Here is a 13,580-nt window from a genome sequence, read left to right as displayed (position 1 = left end):
ATTTACGATCCTAAAAACACAATATTGTTGAATTGTCTCAATATTTGAGCATGTTGTTCTAACATCTTTATCCCTTTACTGTTATTCTTGTTTTTTTGGTCTAATTCTCTTAATAAAAGATCCACGACAGAATATGCCTGAATATCAGGAGACATAATACAACTATAAACCAAAGCAGAAGACGTAATACCTATCACACTTTTAATCTGAGATTGCCTAATCACTTCTTCTATCAAAAATCCCGATTCACGAATAATTCTAATTCTTCCATCAGATTTTTTCTCCATAGATAAGAATCCCTCAAATACTTCTTTTTTCTCGTTCTTCGGATGAAGCTTTACATATATTCTACCGCAGGAAGAACTTAAAAGATTAGAAAAGATATTGTATACAATATCAAGGTATTCCTGGCTGTCAATTTGATAGTGCTGACTTAAATATAAAATATCATTATTTGAAATTCCATAGAAATTAATAATATTTTTTGCATAAGAAATTTGTTTTTCGTCCTGCTCTTCATATGCTGAATAGAAATAATGATGTGCGGAACTAAATATTTTCTTTGTTTTTTCAGGGAAAGCCGTATAAGAAAAATCAAAATCTAAAAAGGGAGTCAAAAAAGCCTTGAGATTTTTATTGGGAAAATTACCAATTAAAAATTTTTGAGTTTCTGGATGTAGATATAGTTGTGATGCAAAAATTTTAGATTGCTTAATCAAGATATTAACATCTTCAACAATTTTGGAGCTTCTATTAAAGATTTCTGATTTTTGCAATGTATTTTTTGATATTTTTTTAATCAAATTTACATCTAATTTACCATGCTGATTATTCTGAATTTCTTTTGGGCTTAAAGCTCCTAGACGATAAGTTCCTAGACCCTCCTCTACTAAAAATAGTTGAATATTTTTCTTTTTTGCAATTGATGCAAAAACAGCATAATGGTGTTGAAAGCTATTTAAAAATATTTTTTTAGGTCTAACTTTTAATATAACCCTACGATAAGATTTATAAATTTTCACAAGATTATTAAAATTATAACTATTAGGGCTCTTTGGTAGTTTCAAAAAAATAACATTACTAAATTCATCACTAAATTGATCATGTATTAATTGGGGAACATGGTAATTAGCTTCTGTATAAACTACAATTAACACATTATTTTTATAGCAAAATTTTCTAATAAGACCTTCAATATGATTTAATTGCCCTAAATTAGATATGACAAATAAGTTGCTATCTTTTTTTACTTTTTTTTTTGATAATATTATCCAAAGTGTAAGCTTTAGATCTATTGATATGTAGCATTATATACCCTCATTATTTGATTGAGTTGAAATTTACAATAACCTCACCTATTGATATAAATAGATAAAATTACTATACCTTATGTTGTGATAAAATTCTTTCATAATATACACAGGATAATCGCACTATATTTAATTTTTAGCAAATAAAATTATGTTTTTAAAGAAATTGGTAATTTTAAACATAAAATTATATAAAAATTCACCAAGCCAATTATGCCCTAAATAGTTTGTTAGAAATAAACTTAGATAAAATTACAGCTAACGAATTTGAGTTTTACTACGGAAACCGTTAACCCTAAGCTATGCCTAAGGGCAGGTTTCCGTCATGGTTCGACAGGTTCACCATGAACGGTTTTCTTTAATTTAGAGTTTTGCAGGAAATCTAATATAAAAATAACAGTAAATTCATAGTTAGGAGTTTAGAGGTATTCCAAGGCTTTCTGAATAGATTTTAACCTAGTTTTGTTTGTAAAAATCAACCAAATCTTTGGGTGATATAACAACACTCCTAACAGTTGACACATTATCTTTGATAGATGTCTATTGGAAAAGTGGGTTGATTGATTTTTACTGACACTCTCCAAATCCACAATATATTTAGGAGAATAAATTCTGTGTTTAAACCAGTTAACATTTAAAGAGTTCAACTCATCCAAAAACATACCACACCAACCGAAAATTTCTGCGGCATCTTTATCTAGGTAAGATCTACTTAGCAAGTAACAATTTTTACCCTGTAGCAAGCCTTCTACTATAGCAGATGAAGATATAGAAATATAACTATCTGCTTGACAGATATCAATATCTGACAGCTCATCAACCAATCTTACATTCGAAAAAGAGGCAAGATTTTGGCGAATTATTTCCAAATATTGATTATTTATATTATTACGAGTTTTATACAAAAATACTCTATTGGGGTAATTTTCTACCAATGAGACCAATTGAGCCAGAATCTTCTTGGTCAAATAATCATTCAGTTCTAGTTGGGTTTGCTCAAAGAAAATAACCTTATCTTGATGATAACTCTTATGGCATTCTGTGGCGATGAACCATGAAGCTCCATATAGCAATCCGTTATTTTTTACCTTAAAAGTTTGACAAAGTCTAGTATAGAACTCATAATCATCCAAGCAGTTCAGCCACACCTGATCAGCATTAAACCGAGTGATAAAAGCATCGACCTGGTAGTGACTGACAACCCCCGGAAATATGGAAATAATCTTTGTATTTGTAGATTGAAATCTCCCAATCAACTTATTTAACAGGAATCCACCCAAACAGCACACCAAATAGTCACAATGACCAAGTTGTTCCACTTCAGCCAAGGATAATTTTACTCCATCAAATGAGCTTGGTATATATACATCTGCACTTGCTTCAATGCCAAAAAATTTTATATCTGCTTTTTTGTATTGAGTAACTAATCTCAAAGCGGTGGCATAAACCGCTTTGAGATGAGAATCCCTTTGAAAAACAAAACCGATTTTCACTATTTTACATGCTCTTTTTTAATCTGTTCTCCGCATTTAATATCGGTGGCAGCAACTTTACCGATAAGATCATCATATTCATGAACAAGAAAATCACCTGTGCCAGGGCGACGCACCCATAAATTATCTTCCGTAAAGCTTTCACCTGCTTTAATATCAGTATACGCAACTACAGATGCAAAGGCAAAATCAATCGTAACCTGCTCTTCAGCAATAGCACCTTTTTCACCGCCTCGAGCTTTGGCAATTTGCTTGCTCGCTTCAATCAACTCTGCCATGCCTTTACCATCCATTGAGCAATTAATGTCAGGACCCAAACGATCGTAGGTATCTGTAAAATGACGTTCTAAGATACTTGCACCTATAGCGACAGCACCCATGCATACATAGTTATCCACACAGTGATCCGAAAGACCTACAACAGCATTCGGAAATTCTTTCTCAAGTTGATTGATGCCGCCTAGACGTACAAGTTCAGGTGGAGTTGGATAGACATTGGTACAATGCAACAGTGCATAAGGTACACCTGCTCGCTCCATAATCTCAACTGATTTACGAATACTTTTAATATCATTCATACCTGTGGAGAGAATAATAGGCTTGCCAAATGATGCAACCAATTTAATCAACGGGTAGTTATTACACTCGCCCGAACCAATCTTATATGCTACAACACCCATACGCTCTAGGCGATAAACAGCTTCACGTGAAAATGGCGTGCTAATGAATATCATGCCCTTGGATTCTATATATTCCTTTAGAGCCGTTTCATCTTTTTCATTTAGAGCACAGCGCTCCATAATCTCATAAATAGAGACATCAGCATTGCCTGGAATCACCTTCTTTGCCTCATCAGACATCTCATCTTCAACAACATGCGTCTGATGTTTAACTATCTCTGCACCAGCCTCATAAGCTGCATCCACCATTTGTTTTGCAATATCAAGAGAGCCTTCATGGTTGATGCCGATTTCAGCGATTACTAGAGGCTCGTAGTCATAACCAATATTACGATTACCAATTTTAAAGCTAGGTTTCATAAATTTTTACCTTTAATTAGTTCATTTGCTTTTTGCAGGTCTGCATAGGTATCAATATCAATGGATTTACATTCACTCATTTCCACAAAGCCCTGCGGTTGTACAAAAAAAGACATATTATCCAAGAGCTCCTTAAATCCAATCACATAGACCGCCCCATTAATACGAAATGCTTGAGGTAGTTGTTGTCTAGGCTGTTCCAAATCTGATAATTGTGTCACAGGATGATAACCATCATTGTTTTTTACAATCATTTTAAAAGGATGATGTTCAGATGCAGTAACAGTAACACAGGAACCCATATTATTACTCTTATACACATCAATAGCCAGTTGAATATCCTCTGATGTTCTTAGCGGACTTGTAGGTTGTAGTAGAACACAAACTTCCAAGCCCAATCCAAAGTCTCTGACAAGCTCAGCTACAGCATCAATAGTTTTAGCGGAGTCATTGGACGTTTCTGGACTACGCTTATGCACTTCCGCTTGATATTTTTCTGCTTCTTTTGCAATATTATCATCATCAGTTGATACGATAATACGCTTAATATCTGCAACCTCTTGAGCGGCTAAAATTGCTCTTGCAAGCAATGAATGCTCACCTACCAATTGCAAATTCTTACCTTTAATACCCTTAGACCCACCTCTGGCAGGAATGACCGCAACATAACTCATGGCTTAATATCCACAAAGACTTTTTGTACAGGAATACTCCACAACTCTTGACCATTTAAAAATTTCTCAAATAATTCCGTACTATTACCCTCACCAAAATGGGTAGATCTTTCAAGTCGTTCTCGAGAGATGGATTTAATTGCATTAATGATAGAAACCTCTTCATAATCACAATTAATAACAGTCTCACCTTTAAATCTTGCATTCTGACGAGTGCCAATATTAATACTAGGCAAACCGTAAAAAGGTGCTTCACGTATACCGGCACTAGAGTTGCCAATAATGAATTGTGCATTTTTTAATATAACTAGGAATGACTCAAAGCTCAGAGATGGGAATATTTTAAACTTAGGGTTATTCTCATAACGTTTAATGACTGTTAGAATTTTTGCACTACCAAAATCATTATTTGGATAAATAACTATATAATTTTTATCAAAACTATCCAATGCCTTAAATAAATTTTCGGCATATACATCAATCTCATTCTCTTCACTGGTTACAGGATGAAACATAACTACCCCATATTCATCAAAATTGATTTCGTATCTGGCTTTTACGTCAGATAAAGCGGGCAGTTTTGACGAGGTCATCACATCCAAGTCTGGCGAGCCGGCAATAAAAATACTATCAACCGCCTCTCCTAATTGAATAAGACGACGTTTTGCCTCTTCGTTAGCAACCATATGAATGTGCGATAATTTTGTAATAGAATGACGGATAGAGTCATCAATCGTACCTGAAAGCTCCCCACCTTCAATATGACATACACGAATGTGATTCAACGCACCAACTGTGGCACCTGCCAAAGCTTCTATACGATCTCCGTGAACTACAATCATATCTGGTTCTACCGCACCTGTCAGTCTTGATAAGATCATAATTGTATTGGCAAGTACTGCATCCATAGGCTCACTTGTATGCTGGTTCGGCATAAAATATGCATTAGTATAATTTTGCTTTTTTACCTCTTTATAAGTAGAACCATAAAGACGCATCATATGCATGCCAGTAACCAAAACATGCAACTCAAAATCTTCAGAATTTTCCACGATACCCATGAGATTTTTAATTTTGCCAAAGTCAGCTCTTGTTCCAGTAACAAACAATATTTTTTTCATCTCTTCTCTTAACCCAAAAAATAAAATAACATTGTAAACTTATAAAAGTAATTAACAGTTAATATCATACAAAATCTGCGAATATTCATAAAACAAGTCCCAATGTCCAAACACTGGGACTTGTTTTTGACTCAACGCTTCTTACGCTGAATCGCATGAATGGCTCGACCGTCCGCAGAAAGTACCGCTTCATGAACCGCTTCTGATACGGTTGGGTGAGCGAATGTCATGAGTTGTAAGTCTTCTACACTTGATACAAACTCTAAGGCAATCATGCCTTGATGAACAATGTCGCCAGCTCCGACGCCCACCATGTGTAGACCCAGTAAGCGGTCAGTCTTGGCATCAGCCACAACCTTAATCACGCCCACGCCCTCACCTTGTGCTAAGGCACGACCGTTGGCAGATAGGTTGAATGAACCCGTTTTGACTTCATATCCACGGGCTTTTGCCTGCTCTTCGGTCAAGCCCACCCACGCAATCTCAGGGTGCGTATAAATCACGCTGATGATGGTGTCGTAGTTTACCTGAGCTTTTTCGCCATGAATGCGTTCTACCGCCATCATGCCTTCTTCCATCGCTTTGTGGGCAAGCATCGGGCCACGCACCAAGTCGCCAATGGCATACACGCCATCTAGGTTGGTTTTGCATTGGTCGTCCACCGCCACAAGTCCACGCTCGGTAAGCTCAATGCCACAGCCGTCCGCAAGCAAGCCTTCACTGTACGCACGGCGACCCACGCACACGATAAGTTTGTCAAAGGTTTCGGCTTTGGTTTCGCCTTTGACATCCGTGGTTACAACCACTTCGCCACCCACCACCTCAGCACCTGTCACTTTGGTATCCACACGAATGTCAAGACCTTGTTTTTTAAGCAGTTTGCCTGCTTCTTTGGCAATGTCTTTGTCGGCAACTGCCAAAAACTCTGGCATGGCTTCATACACTACCACTTCTGAGCCGAGTCTTCGCCATACCGAGCCAAGCTCCAATCCAATCACGCCCGCACCAATCACGCCAAGACGTTTTGGGGCTTCCTTAAATTCTAAGGCACCAGTGCTGTCTACGATAAATTCGCCGTCAGTTTTGGCAACGGGGATTTCAATTGGCACAGAACCTGCCGCCAAAATCACATATTTGGCAGTAATGGTGGTCTCGGTGCCGTCATGAGCGGTAAATTTAACTTGCTTTTCGGCTGATTTACCGTCAAGCAAGGTACCCACGCCTTGTAGCCAGTCCACGCCATTGCCTTTTAATAGACCTGCCACACCTGCGGTCAAGCCTTTGACAATGCTGTCTTTGCGTTCTAGCATTTTTGATACGTCAATCGCCACATCGCCTGTCGTGATACCGTGTTCGGCAAGCTCATGGCGGGTTGCTTCGTAGCGGTGTGAGCTGTCAAGCAAGGCTTTTGACGGGATACAGCCCACGTTTAGGCAAGTACCGCCAAGGGCAGGTTCGCCTTTATGAATGCGTTTTTCGATACAAGCGGTGCTAAAGCCAAGCTGGCCTGCACGAATGGCAGCTTCATAGCCACCAGGCCCGCCACCGATAACCACTAAATCATATGAATTTTTCATAGTTATTACCTATATTTTTAAAGGATAAATTGTTAAGATTGGTTTGTTTTTGGCTTAAAAGGCAATACCAATTGCTTGATGTCATGAGCAATCGCCTGATACTCAGGGTCTTTATGCACCAAAATTGCACCCAAATGCTTGGCTGTACCTGCAATACACGCATCAGCAAACGACATTTTGGCGGTAGATTTATAAATGGCAGACTGTTCAATCAATGCCTGATTAAAATCCACCACTATTATTGGCATATCATAAAGCTCATTCATCTTTTTGTCCACAAATGCGTGTTCATGATGTTGGCGAATGAGTCGATACCGAAATTCCACCATGCTAATGGCACTCACAAAAATCGTGATACGCTCATGGATTGCCAAGTGTAGTAGCTCGGCAACTGTATCCGCCCCTTCTTCATTATCAAATAACGTCAAAATGGCAGATGTATCAAAGACATACGATTTCACCACCTATACTCGCTTGTCTTGCTGTCGGTCAAGAAGCAGCTCATCAACACCACCGCCCATGCCCGACCCACGAAATGCGTTAATGGCGTTGAGCATTTGCTGTTTACGCAGTGCGTGATACAACTCGCTGGCACTCTCATCAAACGACAACGTTACTTTTTTGTCCGTCAAAAGCGGATTGGTTTGGCAAAATCGTTTGATTTCATCAAAATTCATGTGTAATTGCATTGTCATTGTTAAGCCTTTTAATTGATACAAAGACGGATCAGATTTCCAATCCGTCTTTTTGACAAATTACAAATCCAAAATCAGACGTGCTGGATCTTCAATAAGCTCTTTAATCGTTACCAAGAATTGCACCGCATCTTTACCGTCAATCAAACGGTGGTCATAAGACAGAGCCAGATACATCATCGGTAGGATAACCACTTGACCGTTTACCGCCATAGGACGCTCGTTAATGGCGTGCATGCCTAAGATGGCAGTTTGTGGCGGGTTGATGATTGGGGTAGATAGGAGCGAACCGAACACACCACCATTAGTAATGGTGAATGTACCGCCAGTCATCTCTTCAATTGATAGCTTGCCTTCACGGGCTTTGGTGGCATAATCACGGATACCGCCTTCGATGTCGGCAAGACCCATGCTGTCGGTATCACGAAGTACAGGCACAACCAAACCACGGTCGCTTGACACCGCCACGCCCACGTCATAGTAGCCATGATACACAATGTCATCACCGTCAATAGAGGCATTGACCGCAGGGAAACGCTTCAACGCTTCGGTAGCCGCTTTTACAAATAGCGACATAAAGCCCAATTTTACGCCATGACGTTTTTCAAATTGGTCTTTGTATTTGGCACGCAAGTCCATCAGTGGCTTCATGTTCACTTCATTGAAAGTAGTAAGCATGGCGGTTTCTTGGGTGGCAGACAATAGACGCTCGGCGATACGCTTACGCAGACGAGTCATTGGCTCACGTTTTTCAATACGCTGACCGATAGCAGTAGCGATAACTTGACCGTTGTCGCCTTTTAGGGTGGGGTTAACCATGTCTGATTTGGTAACACGACCGCCACGACCTGAACCTTGTACGTCTGCTGGGTTTACGCCTGTTTCTTTGGCAGCTTTACGCACGGCAGGGCTTTGGTCTTTAAAGTCGCCTTCTGCTTCGGCTTTTGGCTGTACAGGGGCGGCAACGCTGGCTGGGTCAATGGTTGTGCCTTTGTCAGCTTCGTCTTTGGATAGCTCTTCGCTCTCAGCCTTTGGAGCAGCAGTAGCACCTGCTTCAAAGGTAGCGATGACTTCAGCAGACACCACGGTGCTGTCCACGCCTTTGGTAATGCTACTAATCACGCCATCATCAGGGGCAACCACTTCTAACACAACTTTGTCGGTCTCAATCTCGGCAAGCAGTTGGTCGCGGGCAACTTGGTCGCCCTCGCTAACGTGCCATTCTACGATGGTGCCGTCTTGTACCGATTCTGGGAATACTGGGGCTTTGATTTCAGCCATGATAAACTCCAAGTTTACTTAAATTTAAAAATTAAAATTAAAAATCAAATGAGATAAGCACACAAGTCGCCCTGTGTGCTGTTAAATTACAATTGTTCCACACTCACGTTCAATGCCTGTGCAATCAAGGCTTTTTGCTGTGCCGCATGGATTTTTGGCGAACCTGTCGCAGGAGCTGCTGCCGCAGGACGACCCGATGCAGGGAGCAGTTTGGCTTTGCCTTCTGTCAAGCGGTGTAGCTCTGGCAACAGATAGTACCACGCACCTTGGTTAAGTGGCTCTTCTTGCGTCCAGATGATTTCGCCAAGATTTGGGTATTTGGCAAGCTCCGCCAAAATACGCGCTTCTGGTAGTGGGTAGAGCTGTTCGATACGCACGATGGCAATGTGGTCAAGCCCTAGCTTACGGCGAGCTTCAAGCAGTTCATAATACACCTTACCGCCACACAGTACCACACGAGTTACCTTGCTGTTGTCAATCGCATCAATCTCAGGCAATACTGTCTCAAATTTGCCATTTGATAAGTCATCAAGCGTTGATGTGGCAAGCGGATGACGAAGTAGCGATTTTGGCGACATAACAATAAGTGGCTTACGGGCTTTTTGGATAACTTGACGGCGTAGAGCGTGGAAAATCTGAGCAGGCGTTGTTGGAGTGATAACCTGCATATTATCCTCAGCACATAGCTGTAAGAAACGCTCCAAACGAGCCGATGAATGCTCAGGACCTTGACCCTCAAAGCCGTGTGGCAGCAGCATAACAAGACCTGATAGGCGTTGCCATTTGGTCTCGCCCGATGAGATGAACTGGTCAATGACCACCTGAGCTCCATTAGCAAAGTCGCCAAACTGAGCCTCCCAAATGATAAGGGCATTTGGCACGGTAGTAGAGTAGCCGTATTCAAACGCAAGCACCGCCTCTTCTGATAGCAGTGAGTTGTAGGTGGCAAAACGGGCTTGTCCTTCACGAATGTGCTGTAATGGGATATATAGACTGGCATCTTTTTGGCTGTACAGCTCGCTATGACGGTGTGAGAATGTCCCGCGACCCACGTCCTCGCCTGTGATACGCACAAGCGAACCCTCGTCCACAAGCGACGCGTATGCCAATGTCTCGGCAGCACCCCAGTTCATGGGCTCTTGCCCTGTTTGCATGGCAAGGCGTTGCTCTAATACCTTGGCAACTTGGCGTTGTAATTCAAAGCCTTCTGGTACTTTTGCCATCGCTTGTGCGTAGGATTTGAGCTTCTCAACAGGTACGCCAGTTTGGACGTCATCGGTCAAGCCATGACCCACATAAGGCGACCAATCCACAAACAAGCTGGTATCAGGCTCTTTGGCAAGCCCGTGAGCCACATCCTCGCCATTGTCTAGGGCGATACGATAGTCGTCTTCAATTTGGGCAGATTCTTCTTTGGTCAATACACCCTCAGCAACCAGTTTATCAGCGTACTGAGTGCGAGTGGTGGGCAGTTTTTTGATGACTTGATACATGAGTGGCTGAGTCGCTGACGGCTCGTCCGATTCGTTGTGTCCGTTACGGCGATAGCAGACGATGTCAAGCACGACATCACGACCGAACTCGGTGCGATAGTCTAGCACAAGCTGGCTTGCGAACACCACCGCCTCTGGGTCATCGCCATTGACGTGCAGGACAGGGGCGTGTACCATTTTGGCAACGTCCGTGCAGTACTCGGTAGAGCGTGCATCATCAGGGCGAGACGTGGTAAAGCCCACTTGGTTGTTGATGACGACATGCACCGTACCGCCTGTCTTGTAGGCACGGGTTTGCGACATCTGGAAAGTCTCTTGGTTGACGCCTTGACCTGCAAACGCCGCATCACCATGCACCACGATAGGTAGTACCGTGCTGTTGTCAATGTCATAACCATACGCTTCGCTACGGCGGGCTTGTCTGGCACGCACCGAGCCTAGCATGACAGGAGAGACGATTTCTAAGTGAGACGGGTTAAACGCCAACGCAAGGTGCATCTCTCCGCCTTTGGTGATGACGTTTGAGCTAAACCCATTGTGGTATTTCACATCGCCTGAGCCGACCGTTGGCTGAACTTTACCATCAAATTCATCAAACAGGGCAGATGGGTTTTTACCCATGATATTAACCAGTAGGTTCAAGCGACCACGGTGAGCCATGCCGATGACGACTTCTTTGGTGCCATACGTTCCCACACGCTGAATCATCTCATGCACCGCAGGGATAAAGCTCTCGCCCCCTTCTAGACCAAAACGCTTAACGCCCGTATATTTACGAGCCAGATATTTTTCTAGACCCTCAGCAGCGGTCAAACGGTCAAGGATTTCTAATTTTTTGTCTTTGTCAAATCTGATAAAGCCTTGATTTTGCTCAATGTATTTTTCAATCCATTTTTTCTCGGTGGCGGTAAAGACATGCATGTACTCATAGCCAATGCTACCGCAGTAGATACGCTCACAAATCTCGATAATCTCACGCAGTGTCGCTGACTCTTTGCCGATGTGCATGAGTGTGGTTGGGAAAGTCGTGTCAAGGTCAGCCTCGGACAGACCATGATAAGCCAAGGTCAAATCCTCAATACCGTCACGCTTTTGTAGTCCCAACGGGTCAATCTTAGCGACACGATGTCCGCGACGACGATAGGCACTGATAAGCTGTTGCACTGCCATCTGTTTGGGGTCGCAGTCGCCTGTCCCAACGGTCTGCACAGTAGGGCGAGCGTTGGTTTGGTTGCGGGCTAGGAGCAAGAACTGCTCTTTGATGGCATTGTGCGGGGCATCGCCTGCTTGCTCATAATCGGCAAAGTATTTTTGCCACTCGATGCTTACACTTGCCTTATCCGCCAAATAGTCCTCGTACAACGCCTCAATATACGCTGCACCATCTGCGGTGAGTTCGGTGCTTTGATAAGCCACCGTATCTTTACTACTTTTTGTCATAATATTCGCCATATTATTTTTGAGAAAAATTTGATACATTTGTTGCATTAGGTCAGCGAATGATGAGCATGGCAAAACCTTCTGTCGGCAAAATCATCTCGCTCACTCTAAAATCTATCCATGAATCTGTCCCAAATAAGCCAAAGACAGTTTCATCAAATAAATACTGTATAGTTTACGCCATTTGACAAAATATAACAAGTTACAAAGGGTTTTAAAATGTGAATAGAGTTTAATTTTTGAAAAAAAACATATGCTTTTACATTTATTTCAATCTAAAATTTCAATAGATTTATATTTTAAAAAACATTATTTTAAATTTTTAATCGAAACTGGTCATTTGCCCATTCTAGTACCAAGGAGAGTACCGCTACCATCAAATCACCTTAACGTCCATGCCACTAACCTGTCTGTCGATACCAATGCCATACGCAAAAATAAAAATGTCGGTTAAAACATCCATTACCAGCACAGAGACAAATAGTTTTGACACAAACACCTCTAATGTTAAAAAATTAACAATAGCGACAATCTCAGACGTTGCACCTTTTAATTTTTCTGATGAAAAAGGAGTCATTACAGGTTTTGATTCTGATGTATTGCATTGCCAAAAACAAAAAGCTTAACATCCAATTTAAACCAACAACATTTGAAAGCTTATTTTGCCGAAATTAGATTCTAGAATCAGCGATATGGTACCACTGCCATTTTCCAAACCGAAAAGTGCACATCAAAATACGGTACACCCAATGCCTATTATGCCAAAATACCTGTATTCTTCTATCTTGCTGATAACCCAAAACTAGCAAGTATCACCCTAACCCCTTATCAGACATAAACAGGGATGCAAGCAAAAAAAAATCACATCCTACTCCGACAAAGCCAACTGCACTTTTTAGCCAATAAAAATAACACCAAACTACCACAAACACTCAATAAAGGCATTGATGAGTTAGTCAAAAATGGCGAGATAAAAACCATTGCTCAAAAATATGGCATGGAATAATTCGCTTTAATCATAAAAAATAAGGCATTTGATGATGCCTTATTTTTATGATTACTTTACAAAATCAAACCTTCACCCTGATTGAGTTGGTTCAACACACCATCGATGTTATTTGAATATATATCAGCGATTGCTATTTTTTCAAACATCTCATCCTTACCATCAATATCAATCATCATCGTAATATTTTTGGTACCTGATTTCTCAAAATGAATATAATCACCAAAATTGTCCATGATTGATTTGTCAGCAAAAAGTCCTGTTAGATCAATCTTATCTCCTTGCTTTAGATCAAAATCAGCAATTTTATCAAATCCAATCTGGCTAACATCTACCACCAAACCCACATCCAAAGAGAACACAAAAGTGTCCGCTCCTGCACCTCCTTGCAAATAATCATCGCCAGCACCACCATTTAAGATGTCATCGCCGTTACCGCCATTTAGGGTG

Annotated in this window: 12 protein-coding genes; 1 reads left to right on the top strand and 11 read right to left on the bottom strand. The window is 41.1% G+C overall.

The window, feature by feature from the left end:
* Window positions 1-2: 2 nt before the first annotated feature.
* The 10 genes from IM753_RS06140 to IM753_RS06095 all read right to left on the bottom strand — a co-directional run bounded on the left by IM753_RS06140 (window position 3) and on the right by IM753_RS06095 (window position 12,124).
* On the bottom strand, window positions 3-1,223 hold the full coding sequence (locus IM753_RS06140) for an alpha-2,8-polysialyltransferase family protein (protein ID WP_370582829.1): 1,221 nt from the start codon (window positions 1,221-1,223) through the stop codon (window positions 3-5).
* Between the two features lie 506 nt (window positions 1,224-1,729).
* Window positions 1,730-2,803: a hypothetical protein gene (locus IM753_RS06135; RefSeq protein WP_194108915.1), complete on the bottom strand. Its 1,074-nt coding sequence runs from the start codon at window positions 2,801-2,803 to the stop codon at window positions 1,730-1,732.
* Entirely contained in the window at window positions 2,803-3,843 is a 1,041-nt protein-coding gene (locus IM753_RS06130; protein WP_194108914.1) for an N-acetylneuraminate synthase family protein, read from the bottom strand. Before IM753_RS06130 ends, IM753_RS06135 begins: the two co-directional genes overlap by 1 nt.
* Window positions 3,840-4,517, bottom strand: coding sequence for a cytidylyltransferase domain-containing protein (locus tag IM753_RS06125; protein ID WP_194108913.1), 678 nt, complete (start codon window positions 4,515-4,517; stop codon window positions 3,840-3,842). The genes IM753_RS06130 and IM753_RS06125 overlap by 4 nt, the downstream gene beginning before the upstream one ends.
* A complete protein-coding gene (gene neuC, locus IM753_RS06120; RefSeq protein WP_065255132.1) occupies window positions 4,514-5,638 on the bottom strand; it encodes a UDP-N-acetylglucosamine 2-epimerase in 1,125 nt (374 codons plus the stop codon). The genes IM753_RS06125 and neuC overlap by 4 nt, the downstream gene beginning before the upstream one ends.
* Window positions 5,639-5,769: 131 nt before the next feature.
* A complete protein-coding gene (lpdA, locus tag IM753_RS06115) occupies window positions 5,770-7,215 on the bottom strand; it encodes a dihydrolipoyl dehydrogenase (RefSeq protein ID WP_065255131.1) in 1,446 nt (481 codons plus the stop codon).
* Window positions 7,216-7,247: 32 nt separating this feature from the next.
* Window positions 7,248-7,676: a PIN domain-containing protein gene (locus IM753_RS06110; protein WP_172823630.1), complete on the bottom strand. Its 429-nt coding sequence runs from the start codon at window positions 7,674-7,676 to the stop codon at window positions 7,248-7,250.
* A 3-nt stretch (window positions 7,677-7,679) separates the two neighbouring features.
* On the bottom strand, window positions 7,680-7,910 hold the full coding sequence (locus tag IM753_RS06105) for a hypothetical protein (protein WP_062499036.1): 231 nt from the start codon (window positions 7,908-7,910) through the stop codon (window positions 7,680-7,682).
* Between the two features lie 60 nt (window positions 7,911-7,970).
* Entirely contained in the window at window positions 7,971-9,191 is a 1,221-nt protein-coding gene (gene odhB / locus IM753_RS06100) for a 2-oxoglutarate dehydrogenase complex dihydrolipoyllysine-residue succinyltransferase (RefSeq protein ID WP_194108912.1), read from the bottom strand.
* An 86-nt stretch (window positions 9,192-9,277) separates the two neighbouring features.
* Entirely contained in the window at window positions 9,278-12,124 is a 2,847-nt protein-coding gene (locus IM753_RS06095) for a 2-oxoglutarate dehydrogenase E1 component (RefSeq protein WP_194108911.1), read from the bottom strand.
* 844 nt (window positions 12,125-12,968) lie between these two features.
* On the opposite strand from IM753_RS06095, the gene IM753_RS06085 reads away from it, so the two are divergent.
* Window positions 12,969-13,130 (top strand): transporter substrate-binding domain-containing protein, encoded by a 162-nt coding sequence (locus IM753_RS06085; RefSeq protein WP_156731725.1) that lies wholly within the window; start codon window positions 12,969-12,971, stop codon window positions 13,128-13,130.
* A 56-nt stretch (window positions 13,131-13,186) separates the two neighbouring features.
* Here the strand turns inward: IM753_RS06085 and IM753_RS06080 are convergent.
* Window positions 13,187-13,580 (bottom strand): type I secretion C-terminal target domain-containing protein (locus IM753_RS06080; protein WP_194108910.1); only part of this gene is annotated, 394 nt, incomplete at its 5' end.

The organism is Moraxella sp. K127, assembly GCF_015223095.1.
In the GTDB taxonomy this organism is placed as follows: Bacteria; Pseudomonadota; Gammaproteobacteria; order Pseudomonadales; family Moraxellaceae; genus Moraxella.
The sequence above is the reverse complement of the archived record's forward strand: the minus strand, read 5'-3'. Positions and strand labels throughout refer to the sequence as shown.

Bases quoted from the DNA above. Each gene is read 5' to 3' on its own strand.
- neuC (WP_065255132.1), bottom strand. From the start codon at position 5,638: ATGAAAAAAATATTGTTTGTTACTGGAACAAGAGCTGACTTTGGCAAA.
- odhB (WP_194108912.1), bottom strand. From the start codon at position 9,191: ATGGCTGAAATCAAAGCCCCAGTATTCCCAGAATCGGTACAAGACGGC.
- IM753_RS06085 (WP_156731725.1), top strand. From the start codon at position 12,969: ATGCAAGCAAAAAAAAATCACATCCTACTCCGACAAAGCCAACTGCAC.
- IM753_RS06105 (WP_062499036.1), bottom strand. From the start codon at position 7,910: ATGACAATGCAATTACACATGAATTTTGATGAAATCAAACGATTTTGC.
- lpdA (WP_065255131.1), bottom strand. From the start codon at position 7,215: ATGAAAAATTCATATGATTTAGTGGTTATCGGTGGCGGGCCTGGTGGC.
- IM753_RS06095 (WP_194108911.1), bottom strand. From the start codon at position 12,124: ATGACAAAAAGTAGTAAAGATACGGTGGCTTATCAAAGCACCGAACTC.
- IM753_RS06125 (WP_194108913.1), bottom strand. From the start codon at position 4,517: ATGAGTTATGTTGCGGTCATTCCTGCCAGAGGTGGGTCTAAGGGTATT.
- IM753_RS06130 (WP_194108914.1), bottom strand. From the start codon at position 3,843: ATGAAACCTAGCTTTAAAATTGGTAATCGTAATATTGGTTATGACTAC.